This window comes from Microcoleus sp. Pol17C6, from assembly GCF_036701145.1.
In the GTDB taxonomy this organism is placed as follows: Bacteria; Cyanobacteriota; Cyanobacteriia; order Cyanobacteriales; family Microcoleaceae; genus Microcoleus.
Genome location: NZ_JAUBQH010000075.1, coordinates 1 through 20,696 on the forward strand (window position 1 = coordinate 1; position 20,696 = coordinate 20,696).

Annotated in this window: 13 protein-coding genes; 5 read left to right on the forward strand and 8 right to left on the reverse strand. The window is 45.0% G+C overall.

What is annotated here, in order from left to right; all coding sequences use genetic code 11:
* The first annotated feature begins 164 nt into the window (after nucleotides 1-164).
* Nucleotides 165-1,007: a YheC/YheD family protein gene (locus QUA25_RS25440; protein ID WP_333042117.1), complete on the forward strand. Its 843-nt coding sequence runs from the start codon at nucleotides 165-167 to the stop codon at nucleotides 1,005-1,007.
* 288 nt (nucleotides 1,008-1,295) lie between these two features.
* Here QUA25_RS25440 and argS read toward each other — a convergent pair whose 3' ends face one another.
* Nucleotides 1,296-3,053 carry an arginine--tRNA ligase gene (gene argS / locus QUA25_RS25445; protein ID WP_333042119.1) on the reverse strand — a complete coding sequence of 586 codons (1,758 nt, stop codon included), beginning with the start codon at nucleotides 3,051-3,053 and terminating at the stop codon, nucleotides 1,296-1,298.
* A gap of 349 nt (nucleotides 3,054-3,402) precedes the next feature.
* On the opposite strand from argS, the gene QUA25_RS25450 reads away from it, so the two are divergent.
* The 3 genes from QUA25_RS25450 (at nucleotide 3,403) to QUA25_RS25460 (ending at nucleotide 10,239) form a co-directional block, all read left to right on the forward strand.
* Entirely contained in the window at nucleotides 3,403-3,798 is a 396-nt protein-coding gene (locus QUA25_RS25450; RefSeq protein WP_333042120.1) for a hypothetical protein, read from the forward strand.
* 714 nt (nucleotides 3,799-4,512) lie between these two features.
* The gene (locus tag QUA25_RS25455; RefSeq protein ID WP_333042122.1) at nucleotides 4,513-5,904 is read left to right on the forward strand and encodes a malic enzyme-like NAD(P)-binding protein; all 1,392 of its coding nucleotides are present in this window, start codon (nucleotides 4,513-4,515) and stop codon (nucleotides 5,902-5,904) included.
* 492 nt (nucleotides 5,905-6,396) lie between these two features.
* On the forward strand, nucleotides 6,397-10,239 hold the full coding sequence (locus tag QUA25_RS25460) for a PAS domain S-box protein (RefSeq protein WP_333042124.1): 3,843 nt from the start codon (nucleotides 6,397-6,399) through the stop codon (nucleotides 10,237-10,239).
* Nucleotides 10,240-10,295: 56 nt separating this feature from the next.
* Here the strand turns inward: QUA25_RS25460 and QUA25_RS25465 are convergent, their stop codons facing one another.
* The 5 genes from QUA25_RS25465 to QUA25_RS25485 form a co-directional block, all read right to left on the reverse strand.
* Nucleotides 10,296-11,684: a cytochrome P450 gene (locus QUA25_RS25465; RefSeq protein ID WP_333042126.1), complete on the reverse strand. Its 1,389-nt coding sequence runs from the start codon at nucleotides 11,682-11,684 to the stop codon at nucleotides 10,296-10,298.
* A 76-nt stretch (nucleotides 11,685-11,760) separates the two neighbouring features.
* A complete protein-coding gene (locus QUA25_RS25470) occupies nucleotides 11,761-12,303 on the reverse strand; it encodes an MAPEG family protein (protein WP_333042128.1) in 543 nt (180 codons plus the stop codon).
* A gap of 22 nt (nucleotides 12,304-12,325) precedes the next feature.
* The gene (locus QUA25_RS25475; protein WP_333042130.1) at nucleotides 12,326-12,820 is read right to left on the reverse strand and encodes a GNAT family N-acetyltransferase; all 495 of its coding nucleotides are present in this window, start codon (nucleotides 12,818-12,820) and stop codon (nucleotides 12,326-12,328) included.
* Between the two features lie 91 nt (nucleotides 12,821-12,911).
* Nucleotides 12,912-13,508 carry a tRNA isopentenyl-2-thiomethyl-A-37 hydroxylase MiaE gene (locus tag QUA25_RS25480; protein ID WP_333042132.1) on the reverse strand — a complete coding sequence of 199 codons (597 nt, stop codon included), beginning with the start codon at nucleotides 13,506-13,508 and terminating at the stop codon, nucleotides 12,912-12,914.
* Nucleotides 13,509-13,717: 209 nt separating this feature from the next.
* Nucleotides 13,718-15,907, reverse strand: a complete 2,190-nt coding sequence (locus tag QUA25_RS25485) for a tetratricopeptide repeat protein (RefSeq protein WP_333119907.1) — start codon at nucleotides 15,905-15,907, stop codon at nucleotides 13,718-13,720.
* A 99-nt stretch (nucleotides 15,908-16,006) separates the two neighbouring features.
* On the opposite strand from QUA25_RS25485, the gene QUA25_RS25490 reads away from it, so the two are divergent.
* Nucleotides 16,007-16,675: a glycosyl hydrolase 108 family protein gene (locus QUA25_RS25490; RefSeq protein WP_333042135.1), complete on the forward strand. Its 669-nt coding sequence runs from the start codon at nucleotides 16,007-16,009 to the stop codon at nucleotides 16,673-16,675.
* Nucleotides 16,676-16,755: 80 nt separating this feature from the next.
* Here the strand turns inward: QUA25_RS25490 and QUA25_RS25495 are convergent, their stop codons facing one another.
* Both QUA25_RS25495 and QUA25_RS25500 read right to left on the reverse strand, forming a co-directional pair.
* Entirely contained in the window at nucleotides 16,756-18,456 is a 1,701-nt protein-coding gene (locus QUA25_RS25495) for a S8 family serine peptidase (RefSeq protein WP_333042136.1), read from the reverse strand.
* Between the two features lie 182 nt (nucleotides 18,457-18,638).
* Nucleotides 18,639-20,696 (reverse strand): calcium-binding protein (locus tag QUA25_RS25500; protein WP_333042137.1); only part of this gene is annotated, 2,058 nt, incomplete at its 5' end.

Here is a 20,696-nt window from a genome sequence, read left to right on the forward strand (position 1 = left end):
ATCGCCTGCTTGGTGTAACGATCAACTGACTGACGTAGCGATCTATCGCCTGACTCTTTTAAGATACAAGGGGCGGGCTGCGCTAACGAATTTGAGGTTTGAGATTTGGAAGCGATTCTCAAATCTCAAATCTTTAAAATTAATTTCTAATTAAGTTACATTTTATGCTAACCAATATTGAAATCCTGCTGGCAGCTTGTGAGGAATTAAATATCCCTTACGAAATCCTGCATCCTTCCCAAAACTTGATTAGACTCAAACAGGGCGGCGAAGAATATTATTTTGTTAATTACATGACGCCATTTAACAGCGCATCACTAGCAGAGATTTTTAAAGACAAAGAATATACTTATCAACTATTAAACGGCAAAATAAATACTCCCAGAACTCTCGGTTTTGTCTCGCGTCACTGCGAGGAGAAGTATAAAAAGTATTTGAGTTTCCCAGATATTGAATCAATAGTTTTAGAAGTAAACAAAAAATTCACTTTTCCGGTGATTCTCAAAAGAAATCGCGGTGCTGGTGGCAACAATGTTTTTTTGTGTGAAAGTAGAGAGCAAATTAAAGCAGCGCTAGAAATTATATTTAATGTCAACAGCAAAGATTATGACTATGTGGCGCTAGCTCAAGAATACATCGAAATTGCCCACGAATATCGGGCTGTATTCTGCAAAGAAAAGCTAGTTTTGCTGTACGAGAAAGACAAATCTCAGGCTAAATTTGCGGGGAATTTAAGCCCGCTGCACTGGGAAGGTGCAAAAGCCGAACATATAATTAACCCCAATCTCATGTCTGAGATTGAAGATTTTGTTAAACCTGTTTTTGCTGAAATTGCGATTAATTATGCTGGGCTTGACATCGCGCTAGATAAAAACGGAGCATATTGGTTGATTGAAATTAACTCAAGTCCCAATTACGATATTTTTGTCAGAGATAACGCTCGCCAAATTGTCGTAACAATGTTTAAAGACATTTTGGAGAGCTTGATTGTCAACAAAAAGGCGTAAGTGCTGGATTTTAGAGAGGCGCTACAATTAACTAAATCCCAATCTCACAAAAAGTAAAAGCCATGACATCAGAAATGTTAGAATTAGAGGAAACTTGGGAATAAATTCTCGCCCTATCCCATCCTCTTTCATTAGCATTTATCAGCGTTTATCAGCGGTTAAAATTATCTTATTTCCGGTTGCATCGGTATTGTTCAAGACTTGGGGCGGTGCGTGGGTGCAAACAGTCTCATCATCTAGATTCAAATATTGATTGCTCTCACGCACCCTACAGCTACAAACTTTATATCACATCCTCTCCAAGACTTTAATCCCCAACAATCCTAACCCCAGTTTCAAAGTCCTCGCCGTCAAATCGCACAAAATTAACCGCGAAGTCCGCAACGGTTCCTCAGATTTTAACACCTGACACTGCTCAAAAAATTGATTGTATTTTTGACTCAATTCAAACAAATACTGACAAATTCGATTCGGCAATAAATCGCCCTCAACCGCATTGATCGCTTCACTCAACTGCAATAAATGTTTGGCTAAAACCAACTCTGCATCAGACTGCAAGATTACTTTCGCACCCGCATCTAAATTCTCGAAATCAATCTCACCTTTGCGGCGAATTCCCTGCACGCGCGCGTAAGCATACAGCATATAAGGAGCGGTATTTCCTTGCAATGCGAGCATCTTGTCGTAACTAAATACATAGTTGCTGGCGCGATTTTGACTTAAATCGGCATACTTAACCGCACTCAAACCCACTACGCGACCTACGTTAGCTATAAACTCTTTAGTTTCCTGTCTTTCTTCTGTGACTAATCTGTCTTCCAAATCTTTGGTGGCTCGGACGATCGCCTCATCTAACAAATCCTGCAACCGCACCGTTTCCCCAGAACGAGTTTTGAGTTTTTTACCGTCTTCTCCCAATACCAAACCGAAGGGAACGTGAACTATTTCGACATCTTCAGGAATCCAACCGGCTTTTCTGGCTACTGCAAATACTTGGGCAAAATGGTTCGCTTGCCCTGAATCTGTGACGTAAATTAAGCGCTTTGCATTGTCTTTTTGGATGCGGTAGCGCACGGCGGCTAAATCTGTTGTGGCGTAATTGTAGCCGCCGTCGGTTTTTTGGACAATTAGCGGCAGTGGTTCGCCTTCTTTGTTGGTGAAACCGTCTACAAAAACGCATTTCGCGCCGTCACTTTCTACTAGCAAACCTAGATTGGTTAAATCTTCGACCACTGCGGGCAATAGAGGATTGTAAAACGATTCGCCGCGTTCGGTTAATTTGATATCGAGCAAGTCGTAGATTACTTGAAACTCGCGGCGAGATTGATCGCACAGCAATTTCCAAGCGCGGCGGGTGTCTTCGGCGCCTGCTTGCAGTTTTACTACTTCTTGGCGGGCAGTTTCTTTGAAGGTTTCGTCTGCGTCGAAGCGCTGTTTTGCTTGGCGGTAAAATGCGACTAAATTGCCTAAGTCTAAGGCGTCAGCGGTTGTGAGGGCTTCGGGGTGAACTTCGCGCAAGTATGCGATCAGCATTCCGAATTGGGTGCCCCAGTCGCCGATGTGGTTGATTCTGAGTACGTCGTGGCCTTGAAATTCGAGGATGCGGGCGATCGCATCTCCGATGATTGTCGATCGCAAATGTCCGACGTGCATTTCTTTGGCTATATTCGGACTCGAAAAGTCGATCGCGATTGTCTGAGGCGTTTTCGCCGGTTCAATCCCCAAACGCGAGTCGCCGGCGATCGCACTAATTTGCGCTTCCAAATAAGCCGGTTTCAGCTTCAAATTGATAAAACCGGGCCCGGCGATTTCTGGGGTTTCGCAGATGTCAGTAATATCTAGGTTTTCGATGATTGTCGAGGCGATCGCCCGTGGAGGCTTTCCTAACTTTTTCCCCAAACTCATGGCCGCGTTGCACTGAAAGTCCCCAAAGTTGGGATTGCTGGCGGCGGCTAGCATCGGATCTGCACCTGCATAACTTTCGCCGAATGCCGCGGTGAATGCTTTTTCAAATTTTGCTTTTAACTGTTGGGCGATCGAGTTCATCTTGAATATTTTGATGGGATGTTTATTTTAAACTCTAGATTAAGCACTTTGTGCCAATAATACTCTTACTACTTAGGTAATTTTCCTCTGGTTCTCTCCCTCTGGCCCTCTCCTCCTCTCCTCACCTACTAGGAAATTTTGTACTTAGCTTTGAGCTGGTGATGCGATCAAAATCACTGACCGTAATAGCACAGAGTACATTTTATCACAGTTGTGATCGCTACACAAATTAAAAATTATCACATCTAGTCAATGATCTCGATCGCTAGATCATTTAGTTAAATCGCTTACATTAAGGTATGTTAAAATTTTTTCAATGCACCCAAAAATCCTACGAAAGGAAGTAGTTATGTTATCTCAACCTATTTTTGGCGATCGCTCTCTGACCCAAGCCTTTTATCAAGCAGTAATCGATCGCTTCTACGACGGTTTCAGTCTCTCCACCCAAGCACTATTGCGAGAGTCTACCCTCGGCTTCGCCCCTTGTCCCGATGGAGTCAAAACCTTTTTCATCATCGCGCCGAGTCTGGATGCCGCAGAGCAACTAATGGAAAAAATGGACAGTATTTTGGAGCGAGTGGCCGAACTCATGGCTGGAGTCGGACAAGTTGCCCTGTGCATAGTTCCCCCCGGCAGCGAAGCAGAGCAACCGGTAGATATGCAAGACTTAGAAAAAGTTCCCCCGGATTGTCTGGCTTGCAAATTCTTTACAATTATATGGGCCGATGCTGCAGCCGATCGGTAAAATTGACAGTTAGCAACCAGCAACTCAACACGGTTCGGCTGAACCTGTGCCTGTGGTGGTGCGGGGTAGATTGTCTGTTAGTTACAGTCCCTGGAATTATCGGGCAAAGCGTGCAGGTAATTAGAGCGTTTGCAAGGTTGCACTCGCAATCCTTGGCAAGTGTTAAACAAGCAGGCAAAATATATATAAAAAGCCCACTTGTCAGTCGATCATATTTTTACCTGCCGGCTCAAACAGCCGTGCATCTACTTTTTACATTCCCAATAAAGGCCACCAAAAAGCCGCATCAACTCTCCTGGGTGTCTCGCTTCAAAAGACAGCAGCAGGAATGAGGCGGTATCGGTAAAAAATAGATTTTTGCGAAATATCTGCTGATGTTCAGAATAAGCAGAAATTTTCTCAAAAATAGATAAGACTTTCGCACGTTGACCTCAGAAACTCGGTTTCTATACCCGCGCTTTATATTCGCGGTTCGCTGGGAAATTGACAGAAAATAGGCTGTTTGTGGGAGAGTCACCAGCTAGAAACAGAGCAAAGCTTTACTCAAAAAAAGATGAGGTTTCCAGCGACACCCTTGGCAGTGCAGAGCGATCGTACCACAGGCTCATAGAATTTGTTAAAGATTTCAGTTGAAAATTTGAATTATTAAATTTTATGCCTAACATTGGCGATAAAATCTAAGATTGAAATTCTCAAATCTGAAATCAAGGCATCATGGTAAAACTGACACCAAATCCCAGCTTTAGTTTAACAATTCGGGTTGCTCTGCCGAACCGGCCAGGAATGCTGGCAAGAGTCACCAGCGCGATCGCATCTGTTGGCGGCAACTTCGGCCAAATCGACTTGATCGAGCAAACCCGCGCCACTACAGTTCGCGATATCACCGTCGATGCTTACAGCATCGAGCACAATGAAGAAATAGTGCAAGCAGTGAAAGCGCTGCCAGATATCAGAGTGATCGACGTGTACGATCGCACTTTCAACTTGCACCGCGGCGGAAAAATCAGCGTAGTTAGCAAAATTTCCCTCAAACGCCAGTCAGATTTGGCAATGGCATACACTCCAGGAGTCGGCCGCATCTGCACTGCGATCGCTAATGACCCGCAACAAGTTTATAACCTCACAATCAAACAAAATACTGTTGCCATTGTTACCGACGGTAGCGCAGTTTTGGGACTGGGAAACCTCGGCCCTGCCGCCGCACTGCCAGTCATGGAAGGCAAAGCCATGCTATTTAAAGAATTTGCAGGTATTGACGCCTTTCCTATCTGTTTGAATACCCAAGATACCGAGGAAATTATTCGCACAGTGCAGAATATCGCCCCGGTTTTTGGCGGCGTTAACCTCGAAGATATTTCTTCTCCCCGCTGCTTTGAAATCGAAGCCAGATTGCGGGAAACCTTAGATATTCCCATTTTTCACGACGACCAGCACGGCACTGCGATTGTTAGTTTGGCAGCATTAATTAATGCCTTGAAACTTGTGAAAAAATCCATAGAAGAAGTGTGTATCGTGATTAACGGAGCCGGTGCGGCCGGAGTCGCGATCGCCCGGTTGCTGCGTAAAGCAGGTGCCCAAAACATCATCATGTGCGACTCCAAAGGCGTCCTCTCGCAAGACCGCACGGATATGAACCCAGAAAAACTAGAATTTGCTGTGCCTTCGAGCGGTACTTTGGAAGATGCGATCGCCGGTGCGGATGTATTTTTAGGCGTCAGCGCCCCCGGCGTGCTTACCCGGTCGATGGTGCGTTCGATGGCCGAGAATCCCATTGTTTTTGCAATGGCAAATCCCATTCCTGAAATTCAGCCAGAATTAATTGTGGAGGATGGGGTGATCATAGCAACCGGACGCAGCGACTACCCGAATCAAATTAACAATGTTTTGGCATTTCCGGGGATATTTCGAGGTGCTTTAGACTGCAAAGCAACCACGATTACGCCCAGTATGTATTTGGAAGCAGCTTATGCGATCGCCTCTTTAGTCAGCCCTTCCCAGCTTGACAAAGAACACATTATACCATCTGTTTTTGACGAAAGAGTTGCCATTGCTGTCGCCGGTGCAGTGCAGTTGGCTGCCAGATCCGAAGGTATTGCCCGCGATTAATAGAAGGAATAAGGAAGTTCGGCAACTAGCAATGTACGGGATGTAACGGATGTAACGGATGTCAGCAAGAAGGAAGGAAGGAAAAAAGAAGGAAGAAGGAAGAACGTTGGAGGGAATATATCATGTATAAATTAATGGTCTTTGTACCAGTTTTGTACTTCTTCTGTTGTGATTTTTCTGCTTTCTTCTCATTCCCTCTTTCCTCCTCCCTGTTGATTATTACTCATTTTTGTTTCCCCATCTTGTCTTTTTCCTCAACACCCATCCGTTAAATCCAGTACAGGGATCGTTGCCGAACTTGCCTCGAACCTCTAACCTCCAACCTCTTCCTTCTTCCCTCCAACCTCAGCATCCATCCGTTACATTTGTTAAATTCCGTAGACGGCTCGTTGCCGAACTTCCTTCTTCCCTCTTTCTTAATTAAGGATAAAACTCACAGCAATAAACAAGATAAAAAGATATAATTAAATAAACCAAGTCCAGCTAGGTCAGATGCAAAGCCAGTTAGGAAAAGCCAAGCGCAATCGCTCCCGTTGCCAATTGTTAGAACTCAGCCCTATCGGGCTGGCATTGTGCCGGACGGACGGGACTTTTCTCGACGTAAATCCAGCTTTTGCAAGTATTATCGGCCGCACAGTTGCAGAAACTCTTCACCTCAACTACTGGGAAATTCAGCAAACACAGTGCGCCCGCCCAGAAAAATATCTAGAATGTCAAGCAAAAAATAGCCACACGCACCTGTGCGAAGCAGCATACAAACATAAAAACAACCACCTCGTACCCGTGCGAGTTTCCGAGCGGGCAATTGAAACAGAGGGACAGTGCGCGATTTGGCTCAGTGTTGAAGAAATCTTTAATAATCGGGATCAAAATAGCGCTCCCCTGGAATCAGCGCCCCCGCAGGGCAATTCCCATCTGGAAAAATTGCTGACAAAGCAGACTGCGGAACTGGAAAAAACTCAGAAACTACTCGAAGAAAAAATCTCCGAACTGGAACAAACTCAAGAAAAATTACGTCTACAAAGTCAAATTATCGACCAAGTTCACGAGGCAGTAATTTCTACAGATAGGGACGGCTCGATCACCATTTGGAATCAAGCCTGCCAAAAGTTATACGGCTATCTAGCAACTGAGGTTATCGGACAGCACATTTCTCTAATTTACCCACCTGAACAGCAAGAATTTTTGTTAGAGGAAGTCATCAAGCCGCTACACAAAAAAGGCGAGCATGAAATTGAAGTTATCACACGCCGTAAATCGGGAGAAAATTTTTCCTCGCACCTGATGCTCTCGCTATTGAAAGACAACACGGGAGAAGTTGTGGGGATGATGGGTTCTTTAACAGATCTCAGCGTTTGCAAAGCTTTAGAACAAGAATTAGCACAAAGACAAGGACTATTTGATGCCTTTTTAAAGGAGGCGCCGGCGGGACTTTGCATTTTGGACTCGCAATTGCGCTACGTGCAAATTAATCAATTTTTAGCAGAAATAAATAGCCTGAGTCCAGCAGCTCACATCGGCAAGACTGTACGCGAAATATTGCCGAATATGGCTTCCATAATAGAGCCTTTGTACGAACAAATTTTGAGGACAAAACAACCCTTAATTAATATCGAGATGAGTGGTGACAATCCCAGAAAGCCTGGGTTTGTCCGACACCTGACAGGCTCTTATTTTCCATTGCTAGACAAAGATGGCGAGGCTCTCGGGATCGGTGCAGTCGTAGTTGACATTAGCGATCGCAAACAAGCAGAGGCTGCGCTGCAAAAAAGCGAACAGCTTTACCGCACTATGGCAAGCAACTTTCCTAACGGTGCGGTGATGTTGTTCGATCCAGAACTGCGCTACACGCTGGTAGAAGGTACAGAATTAGCAGCAGTGGGGCTTGCCAAAGAATTGATGGAAGGCAAGACAATCTGGGAAGTATTCAAGCCAGATGTTTGCGCTGAGCTGGAGCCAACTTATCGGGCGGCACTGGCAGGAGAAACAGTTGTTACAGAAATTTTTTACAGCGATCGCGTTTACCTCGGTTATGCTTTGCCAGTCAGAAATGAACGGCAAGAAATTATCGGCGGATTGCTAATGACTCAAAACATTACGGCTCGCCAATTAGCAGAAGAAGCGCTCAGAGAAAGCGAGGAAAAATACAGGTGCATTGTCGAGACAGCAGACGAAGGAATTTGGATGATAGATACGGATGGTAAAACTACTTTTGTCAACCAAAAAATGGCCGATATGCTCGGCTGCACTCCAGAGGAAATGATCGGACAGCCCCTATTTGCTTTCATGGATGCAGAAGGCATCGCGCTCGCACAAGTCAGTCTAGAACGCCGCCGTGAAGGAATTCGCGAACAGCTCGATTTTAAGTTCCGTCGCCGAGACGGCAGCGACTTGTGGGCGATGGTTTCTACTAATTCATTGGCAGACAAACAGGGACGCTATGTGGGCGCCTTGGCAATGGTTGCCGACATTACCGATCGCAAGCAAACAGAAGCCGCATTGCAGCAGTCGGAAGCCAAATTTCGATCGCTCTACGAATTAACCAGTTTGCCTGTTTTTATGTTATGTGACAATGCCATCACCGATGCCAACACAGCCACCCTAAAACTATTCGGCTGCACCACCGCGCAACAGTTGTACGGCCAAAACCCTGGCAAACTCTCGCCTCTTTTCCAACCCAACGGCAGAGATTCTTTGAGCTTGGTTAACGAAATGATAGCGATCGCTTTTGAGCGGGGAAAGCACCGTTTTGATTGGGTTCATCAGCGCTTAGACGGTACTGATTTTCCCGCAGAAGTCGTGCTGACAATCATCGAGGTTGGAAATGAAAAAATCATCCAAGCAGTCCTCCAAGATTTAACGGATCGCAAACTTGCAGAAGAAACTTTAGTGCGATCGGAACAAGCCCTCAGACAGCAAGCTCAGCGAGAACAACTGCTCAATCAAATTGCCAACCAAATCCGCACTTCTTTAGATTTAGACACAATTTTAGCAACCGCAGTTCAAGAAATTCGCAATCTGATGTACCTAGATTGGTGCATTTTTACTTGGTATCGCCCCAACAACAATCCTCCGGTTTGGGACGTAACTTTTGAAGCCAAGAATGCAGATTTGCCGAGTATTCTCGGCACTTATCTTATAGACGAAAAATCTTGTTTTGCTGTGCGACAGATTTTGCGGCGAGAAATTCTGCGAATTGATGATGTCAGCACTTTTGAAGATGTAGAATTGCGCCAACTTTTCCAGGCTTCAAAATTTAACTCAGTGCTGTCGCTGCCAATTCATACTGCTGCAGGCGATATTGGGGTGATTACCTGCTATCAAACCCTGTCCGTGCGAAATTGGAGCGACTCTGAAGTCGAACTGATGCAAGCGGTGGTCGCTCAAATTGCGATCGCGATCGACCACGCCGAACTCTACACCCAAACCCGCAAAGCGGCCCGACTAGCTCAAGCTCAAACTCAACAGCTAGAAGAAACTTTGCGCGAACTCCAACGTACCCAAACTCAATTAATTCAAAGTGAAAAAATGTCGAGTTTGGGACAGTTAGTAGCAGGTGTCGCCCACGAAATTAACAACCCGGTTAATTTTATCTATGGCAATCTCAGCTACACCAGCGAATACACTCAAAACTTGCTAAAAATGCTACGACTTTACCAGAAGGAATACCCGCAGCCTAGCGCAAGAATTGTAGATGCAAGGGAAGACTTTGAAATTGATTATCTTATTGAAGATTTACCGAAAATTTTAGCATCTATGAAAGTTGGAGCCGATCGCATCCGCGACATAGTTTTGAGCCTGCGAACTTTTTCAAGACTTGACGAAGCCGATAAGAAAAAAGTTGACATTCACGAAGGCATTGAAAGCACGCTGCTAATTTTGCAAAACCGTCTGAAACATAAAGCCGATCACCTGACAATTAATGTGATTAAAGAATACGGTAATTTGCCTTTAGTTGAATGTTATCCCGGTCAGTTAAATCAAGTATTTATGAATTTGTTGACCAATGCGCTAGACGCATTAGAAATGGAGATGAAGAAATCCGATCGCACCGCCAAAAATCTCGCAATTACGATTCGCACCCAAGTAACCGACAATAACAGTGTTGCCATATGGATAGCTGACAGTGGCCCTGGGATGAGCGAAGATGTGCAAAAGCGCTTGTTTGACCCGTTTTTTACTACTAAACCCATTGGCAAAGGAACTGGCTTAGGATTGGCGATTTCGCACTCTATTATAGTAGAAAAACACGGTGGCAAGCTTTCTTGCAATTCTGTATTGGGAGAAGGTTCCGAATTTGCGATCGAGATTCCTCTGCGGCAAAATATAAATTAAAACCCGTTGTATCGGTATCATATCATCTGTGATCGAGCGACCGAATTTGATAGGATTCAAATCCTACCCTTTACCACCAGACGCACACCACCAGCCGGTGCCATTGTAAAACTGCGGTGTACGGGCAAAACCGCACGATTTTCTGTAAGTTCTAAAGAGTATCGTGACAGCACTTTCGCCACTACTAACTTCATTTCAAACATTGCAAATGCCGTGCCAATACAGCGGCGGTTTCCTCCCCCAAACGGCAAATATTCGTAAGGCGAAAATTGACGTTCGAGAAAACGTTCTGGTTTAAAACATTTTGGTTCCGGGTAAATATCCGGTCGGTGGTGGACCAAATAAATGCAGGTGGAAAGTATCATTCCTTGGGGAATATTATAACCCATTAACTGCATCGGAGCTTGCAGAAGGCGCGGAAATGCAAAAAATAACATCGGATAAATCCGCAGCGTTTCGCAACATACAGCATTCAAATATGGGAGTTTGGTTATTTCCGCCGGGTCGCAATTTTCGACATCAATAGAATTGAGTTCTTGCAGCAGTTTTTCACGGACTTCTGGGATGTAGTGAATCCAATACAAAGCCCAGGCTAAAGCTGTGGCTGTAGTTTCGTGTCCTGCGAATAAGATTGTCATTAATTCATCCCGCAATTCAACGTCGCTCATCGGCTGTCCCGCTTCGTCACGAGCTGAAATTAACAAGCTCAGGATGTCTTCGCCCAATGGTTCAGACTGAGTTTTGCGATCGCGGATTTCTTGATAAAGCAGTTGATCTAAACGCTGTCTTTGTCGAATAAATCCTCCCCACGGACTCCAAGCACCTAAATCTTTTTGCAACGACTTAATAAACAAAAAGGTAGCGCTTAATGGATTGCTAAACAGGCTAAACATATTAGTAATTAATTGCTGAATTTGCTGGTAGCGTTCTCCTTCGCTCAGCCCGAAAATCGTGTGCAGAATTACTTCCAAGGAAATTTCCTGCATAGTTGATTGCGCGATAATCGAGTTACCAGGAGTCCAATTATTAATTACTTTTTCGGTTGTATCGCGGATGATTTGTCCGTAAGCTTTCATGCGTTCACCGTGAAAAGGTGGCATTAAAAGTTTGCGCTGCTGCAAATGTCGAGCGCCATCTAATAAAAATAACGAATTCGATCCTACTAAAGGTAGCCCTATCTGATTGACAGTACCGGATTCAAAGAGTTGGGAATCGGATGTAAAAATTTCTTGAATAGCTTGAGGATTGCTAATAATTACTTGGGGCGGAAAGTTGCTGAATTTGCTGGTAAAAATGTCGCCATAGCGTTGATAATTATTATCTAAATAATACAGAGGATTTAAAAGTCCCTGCACTGTCTGAACAACTCTAGTGTCTTTAGGGCCGTCTAGCAATTTGTTGGTAGCATGATTTTGAGATTGAGAGTTTTCTGTGCGGATAGTCATTTGTTTTTCTCATAGTTTTAGGGTTTCACAGGACTAATCAAAGCATAAGTCTTATTTCCAAAAAATCTCAAATCCCTCAGCTATTGAAAAATAGTACGCGGTAGGCATCATAAATTAGTACGGCAATAGTAGGATACAGAGTAACTCCCAGGCCAAAAGCTCGTTCTATCGGCTCTTTGAGATAGCCTATCCAAAACGCTATTCTTCCCAAAACAAACAAAGTTGCCAAAATTGGAATCAGCTTGATGCTGTAAGTATCTAAAAAGGTAGAAAGGATTAAACTGCCTACAAAAAACAGCACAAATTGCTCTAGAGTGTTGCTCAGATAACGCAAATGAATCCGCATTGCTTCTGATTCGGCATTCGCTAAAGGGTTGATGGCTGGGCTGCTAAATCTACCATTACCAACTGCAACTATGCCTGCAAATAACATCAGTACCGGAAAAATTTGGCAGCGAAGGCTGAAAATTAGGCGCGACTCTGTGGTATTTAATAGGGGTAGGGGCAGCGCTATCAAAAAATAACCAATCAGTACAAAAGTAAGGCAGAAAATTAAGGCAGAAATGCCTCGCCAAACAACTATTTGCTGTTGTGGATTGAAGCTGAGTAAATTAATCATTGTTTACAAAAAGCAAACCTTATTATAGCTTTTTTATACCTAGAGATTTTACGTAAACCCGATCGCACCTTGGCGTCTCCACACCAGTTGTCGGTAGATATCCACTATTTTCGTACATTTTCACAGCTTCTTTGAGAATGCTGGCAGTTTCTATCCAGATTTCCTCAAAGCCGCGAGCAATAATTTTACTTTCCAATTCTTGCAGTAAAAATTTCCCCAAACCTTGTCCTCTTGCTGCGGGCAAAATATACATTTTGCGAATTTCCACAGCATTATTTCCGCGCTGAATCGGATAGTAAGCCGCCGTACCCACTATTTTACCCTGGCGTTCAACTACCCAAAATTCGCCGCCTTGATTATGATAATGTAGTTCTACATCATAGACATCTCGATCGGCCCCGTGAGGTTCGCATTTTAAACCGTACTCTGCTAAAACATCCCTAATTAAATAGAACGCCTCAGCGCGATCGCGCGTTTCCCAGGAACGAATTAAAAAATCCAGATGTTGGGTTTTCATGGGTTGTTGCAACGTATATTTATTTTTTGACTTGAGCAACTGTAAAATTAGTTGTTTTTTGTATTTTACAGTCTTTAAATGCACCTAGATTTTAACTGTGAATTCTCGGTTCGGGATGAAGACTTGCCAGCAACTCGCTCTCTACTAATGATAATTCCTCCAACCTCTGCATCACAATATCCCGATCGAAATAAGTTGTTGCCAAAATCCAATATACACCGTAATGGCGCGCCTCCGAAGCCATCAAACTGCGGTAAAACTTAGCTAATTCCGCGTCGGGACAGCGATCGCCCAGCAGCCCCAACCGTTCGTGACTGCGGGCTTCTATCAAACCAGAAACCAACAAAGAATCCAAAAGTCTCTCCGGTTCCTGCTTGCGAATTTGGGCGGACAAACCAGCACCGTAGGGAGGTGCAGCCAAAGGGCCTAAAGCAATGCTGCGCTTTTCTAACCGCTGGTTGACTTGCTCGAAATGCTCTAATTCTTCGCGGGCGATCGCCGTTAGCATCCTCACCAATTTTTCCCTTGCTGGGTAGCGAAACATTAAATTTAACGCTACTCCCGCTGCTTTCCGTTCGCAGTGAGAATGGTCTAATAAGATGGTATCCAAATGGGCGATCGCCTGTTGCACCCAAGCTTCCGAAGTCGGCTGTTTCAAAAACTTAATAGTTGGCAGTGTTGAAGTCATACCATTTTAAATTTGAGATTTGAGATGAGGAATGATATCGTTGACCTTGGCATCGGAACGATAGGCAACCGAGGAGACGGCAATGCCGTTTCCCTACCCCAAAATAATCTATCTTCCTTGATGAAAAATGTAACCATCGCCCGATTAATTTTAGGGACACGGCAATGCCGTGTCCAGCGCGGTGAGTTGGACACGGCATTGCCGTGTCCCTACTTTTCAAAATTGATTTTACACAATTTTTCCAACACCGCATACATATCACCCGCAAACTTTTTCGCATTCCAGAGGGGCGACAAATTTGCTGGATCTTTAGATTTCACCAACTGTGCTTTAATTGCATTTCTCAATTCACGATCTTTACCCAATTTTACACCCACTTCCACATATTCCGACCAAGACAAAGCCACGCCTGTTTCAATTCCCAAAGTCTGCAAAAACGAATAACCCATTCTCGACAAAAATTGCTCTCCTGTGCGAGTCACCACTGGCAAATTAAACCACAAAGCCTCTAAAGTGTGAGTTCCTCCGTTGTAAGGATAAGAATCTAACAAAACATCGGCCAGCAAATAGATAGTTCTGTGTTCTTCCTCAGTAGCAAACCTTGGTAAAAACTTAATTCGGTGCTTGCTCACTTTTTCTGCTTCGCAAGCTTGGTGATATGCAGCCTCAAACACCGCAGCATCGCCTAAAGCTTTGTGAATTAAAATACTGTTTGGCACTTGTTTGAGAATCGCAATTTGTGCTTTTACCAACTCGCTATTGAATTTTCTACCGGGAGCGACGCACAGGTAAACTATCTGATCTAAGCCGATCCGGTGCGACCTTCTCAATGCAACGGGATCGACTCCATATCTCTGAAAACCGGACACTGCGACAAAGGAATCAGGCATCCTAATTAGCTGCTCGTCATAATATTTTTCCCGTTCTGCTGGGTGCGAGTGCCAGTCTGTAAGAAAGTAATTTTCCGGCGATATGTAAGGGGCGTCAAATCCCAGCCAAGAAACACAAACTGGTGCGGGTTTTTGGTAGAGAATGTCAGCGTGAACTGGTACGCTGAGAGAATCTAAATCAACTAAAACGTCCAATTCATCTTGCTGAATTTTGTCGATAATTTCTGCGGAATTGGCAAGTCCGTTCGGGTAGGTTGTCGGAAAAGTCAGTTTGCCCCAACTTTCAAATTGCTGAGTGCGATCGTCAGGAACAATTCTTTCGGAAGCGTACAAATACACATTGGGTGTGATGTCGGACAATTCGCGAATGATGTCAGCGCTGCACCAACCTACAGAATGGCGGCTGAAGTGATTGGACAAAAAGCCGATTTTTAACTTGCTGGATGGGGCACTTGGTTTGAAACTGTAATTTGCGGGTTGAGAAAAATTAGGTTTAATACATTGGTCGATATACTTTTGGGAAATTAATCTGTAAAGTTTTGAGTTTGCCGCCAAGTCATCTCGCAAATAGGGCGTGCTGAATAACAAGTTTGCATAAAGCGATTTAATTTCCACCGGGCTAGCGGTTTCTAAGTTTTGCTGCAAGTACGACTCTAGCTCTAAAAATCGATCGCCCGCAATTTGATTTAATCCCGACACTTGATAGGTGCTGATGAAGTAAATCGCGGTCATAATTGGATCGGTTTCGGCACACATTTGGCTGTATTGGTGCACGGCTTGCCGCGCGGCAGCTAAATCGCTAGTATCTCTGAGGATGCCGCACAAATGTTGGTGGGCAGAAATAAAATCGGGTTTAATTTCTAGGGCTTTTTGAAGGTTGGGTATTGCGTCTTTAAATTGACCCTGGTGGCGCAAAACTCGGCCAATTTGACAGTATGCTTCGGCTAAATCAGGTTTAAATGCGATCGCCTGCTTCCATGCAGCCACAGCCTCATCTAACTTCCCTTGCTGCGCTAATTTATCTCCTAAATTTAAGTGAAAATCTACCTGAGCAAGGTGGGGATTGAGTTCGAGAGCTTTTTGCTCGTATGCTACCGCTGCATCCTGCTGCCCCTGCTGCTTCAGTGCCCCTGCCAAATTCCAGTAAGCAGCAGCCAAATTTGGTTTAAGTTCGATCGCCTTTTCGTAATTGACAACCGCCTCCACCAAATGCCCTTGTTTGTAGAGCATACTGCCCAAATTAGCATAAGCCTCAGCAAAGTCCGGATTCAGGGCGATCGCCTCAGAATAAAACCGCATCGCTTCCTCAATTTGGCCGCTTGCTTGCTGCACATTGCCCATTGTCACGTAAGCCGCCGCCCAATCCGGTTGCAATTCCAGAGCTCGGCGACAAGCAGCGACGGCTGCTGCTAAATTGCCTTGAGAGTAATAGGTTTCTGCAACGACTGTCAGCGATGCAGCATCTTCAAATTGGGGTGTTTCGGATTGGTTGGGAAAATCGGAATTCATTTGGCGGCCTATCTGTGCTATCAAGTTAAAGGTTGAATCTATATTATTTTGCAGAGTAGCAGTTTTAGCGGAATTACGGGCGATCGTCACAGAGAATTTATGAGCGACAAGCAAACGACACAGCGCCAACATAACATCAAGTGGAAACCAAACCTCCTGCTGGGGATACTCTTGTTAACCTTAGCAATCCCTTTACCCTTTGCCCAAAAGACTTTCGCACAGCAGCAGCAGACAGCCAGCTTTCGGCAGAAATTATTTCAAACTGCTCTTTATTTCACCCTATATTTTGAGGGCGGATTCAGCAATCACCCTGCCGATAAGGGCGGCAGAACTTATCGGGGTGTCTTGCAAACGGAATACAACGCCTACCGCTACAGTCGTGGGCTTCCGCCCCTCGACGTGACGCAGATGTCGGAAGCAGAGCTCCTAGAAATTTATAAATATTACTGGGATTCTAGCCTTTCGGGCACGATGCAGCCGGCTTTGGCGATCGTCATGTTTGACACCGCCGTTAATTTCGGTATTAATAACTCTATTACCTTTCTCCAGCAAGCATTAGGATTGCCGCAAACTGGAGTTTTTGATGCCCGCACCAAGGAAGCGCTGAAAGGGGCAAATAACAGAAATACCGCGCTGCAAATGATTAACGAACGAATTATTTACCGCTACAAAAGGGTGCAAGAAGATCCGACTCAGATGGCTTTTTTCCGGGGTTGGCTGAGTCGAGATTACAGTTTGTGGGGCTATGTGAATAAAATTAAGAATTAAGCAGGGCTGATTCATTTTCTCAAAACTGTAGTAGTCCCACGACAGGGGTTTACACCCCTGTCTCATTGACCCGATAGATGCTATACAGTCAACCCATTTGGATTAGCTGTTGTTGTCAAAATGTACTCAACTTGAGCCGGAGTTAAAGTCGGATTGGCATTCAAAACTAAAGCCGCTACACCGGCTACGTGTGGCGTTGCCATAGAGGTGCCAGTTAGGGCTGCATAGTAGTCATAGGGAGTTGTAGAATAGATATCTACTCCCGGAGCAACTACGTAATCCAAAGGTGTGGAACCCGCAGCGTTCGAGGTGTCAGCCATCCTGCCGTTTATATCAATACTACCCACGGCAATTCCCCAGCGATCGGCATTACGAGCTGGATAATCTGGTTGGCTAAAACCAGAATTTCCCGCTGCTATCACCACAACAGAGCCTTTGTTATTTGCATACTCAATTGCGTCATTCACCAGTTTGGAAGGGTAAAACTCATTTCCCAAGCTGAGGTTAATTACATTTGCTCCATTATCAGTAGCATAGCGGATTCCAGCAGCAACATTATTCAACTCGCCGCTACCAAAGGTGTCTAACACTCTGACAGGCATAATCTTGGCATTGGGCGCAACTCCTGTGATGCCAAAATCATTTCGTTCCGCGGCGATCAAACCTGCTACGTGAGTGCCGTGACCATCGGGATCTAGATCGATTGGGTAGTTGTCATTATACACAAAATCCCAACCCCGAATATCATCAATAAATCCGTTGCGATCGTCATCGATGCCATTTTCCGCAATTTCATCAGCGTTATCCCAAATATTACTATCCAAGTCGCTATGGTTGTAGTCAACACCAGTATCGATGACAGCTACAACAATCCCATTTCCTGTAATGTTCTGCTCCCAAACATCGGGCGCATTTATAGTGTCTACCCCCCAATTATTATCGCTCAAATTAGGAACATCAGCGAAAAGTGTTGAGCGGTTCAGGGTGCGGGTAACTGCTGCATTTGCATTCACTAAACCGTAGCCGTAATTGCCATTAAAAAGACCGTTAGGTGTAGGAATATCGGGCAAGACAGGAACAGGTGTTGCAGAAAGAGTCAGGTTGTAATTGGTAGAGTCGCCTAGGAAGCTAGAGACTTGGACATAGTATGTCCCTGGAGCCAGGTTGGATAAATTAATCACATCCGGGATGGTGTCACTCTCAAGAGAGTAGCCAATTAATTCACCATCTTCCACTACACCGTTGCCGTTTATATCTTGAATTAGGTCTACGTCAGCATCCGCCGTCAAACCGTCGAGACGCAAGCTAAAATTGCTATTAGTGTTGATATCGAATCGGTAGAAATCATCGGGATCGCCTGTCCCCACGAACTCAGTTAAGCGGATGCTACCGTTCTGAACGCCAACAACATTACGAGCTGTAAAAAGAGAGTTATCTGAATCGGCGAAATTCAACTGAGAGGCAGATATCGTTCCTATTAGGGGATCTGTGTTTGGGCTCGCTGACTGTGACTGCGGTTTGAGTTGAGCATCGCTCACAGAGTAACTAAAGCCAGCGTTAGCATTAGGTACAAGAAAATTCGCAGTTTGTGTCTGTGGGTCGGTGCTGAATGCTGGGAGATTAGGAAAGCTAGATTCAGCACTATAACTAGAAACCTTGAATGGATCGATCGCTCGGTTGAGCAAGTCGTTGTTAACCGGAAATGCTGATGTGGCGATATCCTTTGGCTGTTGAAGGCAAGAAAGGCGATGATCGGTAGGATTCGTCTTGATGTCTAACATAAATTAAAAAAAATGGTAACTTTCAAAAAATGTGAAGTTTTTTGTGGTCAACACTTTAGTCCTTATTATTGACATCTGTAACTTCGGGTTCTGCGTGAAGGAAATACAAATTGGTGCCGCTGATTTCCACTGAAGAACTTTAGGAGGGCAACCACAGGATTGCCCCTACGCTGGAGGTAAATCTAAAGCAACACAAAATCCGATGCAGTAATCGAACTATTCAACCCAGTTACAGTTGCCAAAACTTGATCGGTGGATATAACTTTCAGCACTGTTCCTTCCGCAGTTTGACTAATTTCTAACTGCTGGAAAGTCAAACTGTTATCGAGGGCAAATTTATCGATACCCACCTCAAAATCAACCACCGTATCCGAGCCGATACTTGGAGTTAACAAAAAGCGATCGCTCCCGCTACCTCCAATCAGAAAATCGTTGCCATTTTCGCCGCTGAGAAAATCATTACCCAAACCGCCAAGCAAAGTATCCTCTCCCTTGCCACCGTACAAACTGTCATTGCCGATACCGCCGTCCAAACTGTCAGCACCGCGGCCTCCAAATAGGATATCATCACCACTGCCACCTGTCAGCGTATCGAGTCCCCGCCCACCGTAAATCGTGTCATTGCCACCGCCACCATCGAGGGAATCGCTAGCTTTTCTGGCACTGATAAAATCGTTACCGCTGTCGCCGATTAAAGTATCGCTATCATCAGTACCGACAAGATTTTTGCCCTCAGCGCCGAGAATTTCAGGAGAAGTATTGACAAGTTCCACATCACCTTGCACAACTGGAACAGCGGGTTGAGCCGGTGCTGGATTTCCTTGAATTTTGGCAGTTAAAAATTCGCCAGTATTTTCGGAAACTACCTGTGCGATTGGTTTTGTGCCAGCCGCCGCTTCTTCGAGGGCGATCGAACTTTCACCTAATGTCACCTTTTGGACTTTGGCAATTTCCGAGGGAATAAATTCAGGCAAAAAGTTAGATTTAACATTATCCGTGCGTTGATTAGCCTCAGCCATTACCTTCGCCGCTTCCGGGGCAATTTGGGAAAGTTTTTCAGTGTTGAGATTGGTGTCACTTTCTTTTACCTTGGCAACTGATTGCTGGATAATGCTTTCTACCTGCGCCGCATCGCTCAAATCCAGGGAACCACCGGATTGAATTTTACTGTTAATTGCCCCGACAACAGCTTTGACGATCGCACCATTATCAGCCGTAGATGCCCCGTCTATGAGGCTGCTGGTTTGGGTGATGACGTTTTGGACTTTTGTCATGGCGACTAGAGTTTCAACGCCGCCCGCTTCCTTTTTGGCTGTAGAGGCGATCGGATCTAAGTCTAATAAGTCAACTCCCGCAGGAATAGACAGAGTAGATTTAACTTTTGACTCGGCTTCACTCTGCGTCATTCCCCCAGCCATCAAATCAGTTACCAAACTGGTTAACAGAGTAACAACAGTGGCATCCGCAGGCGCTGCAACAGGCGTTTCCAGCGGCAAACCCGTGCCCGTATCCGTCCCTCCAAAAGCTACTAAATTGCCTTCATCTGCATCGATTTTCCCATTTTTATTTTTGTCGAAAGTCTCCAAGGGAATATCGAGCTGATATTCACCGTTAAAGTCAGTAGTAGTTGATGGTTCGTTACTATCTTTAATGCCATTTTTGTTAGCATCTAGGAAGATGGTTGCACCGGAGATGTAACCATCAATAACGCAGCCTATACTAACGCTCGTCTCAAGAAGAGGATCGTCATCGTCATTATTGTAAGCGTAAACAATTGATGTAGTTAACCCGGAGTAATTGGGATCGGCGCTAACAGCAGGGTCGGCAATAATCATGTAATTTTGCTCTCCATCAACTACAAAATCATCAACGCCTCTTACGCTCACCATCTGCTCTTGATTCCAATTAGTAGAATTGAAGGTAACAGTTGGCCTGTCAATTACTCCTTCTCCCGCATTATTGGTACTAAAAGTAATACTCACATCAGCAGTAGGTGGGCTGTTGAGTTTGACAAAGAATCTGGCTGTGCCACCTGCTTCCCAAGTGACTAAGAATCCCGCTGGTGCATTAATAATAATGTCTGGAGTTGCAAGTATCAGTGGGGGCGTCCCTAGTGTCGGCGTCACTGGCGTCACTGGCGTCGGCGTCTCTGGCGTCACTGGTGTCGGCGTCTCTGGCGTCACTGGTGTCGGCGTCTCTGGCGTCACTGGTGTCGGCGTCTCTGGCGTCACTGGTGTCGG

Bases quoted from the DNA above. Each gene is read 5' to 3' on its own strand.
- QUA25_RS25450 (WP_333042120.1), top strand. From the start codon at position 3,403: ATGTTATCTCAACCTATTTTTGGCGATCGCTCTCTGACCCAAGCCTTT.
- QUA25_RS25475 (WP_333042130.1), bottom strand. From the start codon at position 12,820: ATGAAAACCCAACATCTGGATTTTTTAATTCGTTCCTGGGAAACGCGC.
- QUA25_RS25460 (WP_333042124.1), top strand. From the start codon at position 6,397: ATGCAAAGCCAGTTAGGAAAAGCCAAGCGCAATCGCTCCCGTTGCCAA.
- QUA25_RS25490 (WP_333042135.1), top strand. From the start codon at position 16,007: ATGAGCGACAAGCAAACGACACAGCGCCAACATAACATCAAGTGGAAA.
- QUA25_RS25485 (WP_333119907.1), bottom strand. From the start codon at position 15,907: ATGAATTCCGATTTTCCCAACCAATCCGAAACACCCCAATTTGAAGAT.
- QUA25_RS25440 (WP_333042117.1), top strand. From the start codon at position 165: ATGCTAACCAATATTGAAATCCTGCTGGCAGCTTGTGAGGAATTAAAT.
- argS (WP_333042119.1), bottom strand. From the start codon at position 3,053: ATGAACTCGATCGCCCAACAGTTAAAAGCAAAATTTGAAAAAGCATTC.
- QUA25_RS25495 (WP_333042136.1), bottom strand. From the start codon at position 18,456: ATGTTAGACATCAAGACGAATCCTACCGATCATCGCCTTTCTTGCCTT.
- QUA25_RS25455 (WP_333042122.1), top strand. From the start codon at position 4,513: ATGGTAAAACTGACACCAAATCCCAGCTTTAGTTTAACAATTCGGGTT.
- QUA25_RS25465 (WP_333042126.1), bottom strand. From the start codon at position 11,684: ATGACTATCCGCACAGAAAACTCTCAATCTCAAAATCATGCTACCAAC.
- QUA25_RS25480 (WP_333042132.1), bottom strand. From the start codon at position 13,508: ATGACTTCAACACTGCCAACTATTAAGTTTTTGAAACAGCCGACTTCG.
- QUA25_RS25470 (WP_333042128.1), bottom strand. From the start codon at position 12,303: ATGATTAATTTACTCAGCTTCAATCCACAACAGCAAATAGTTGTTTGG.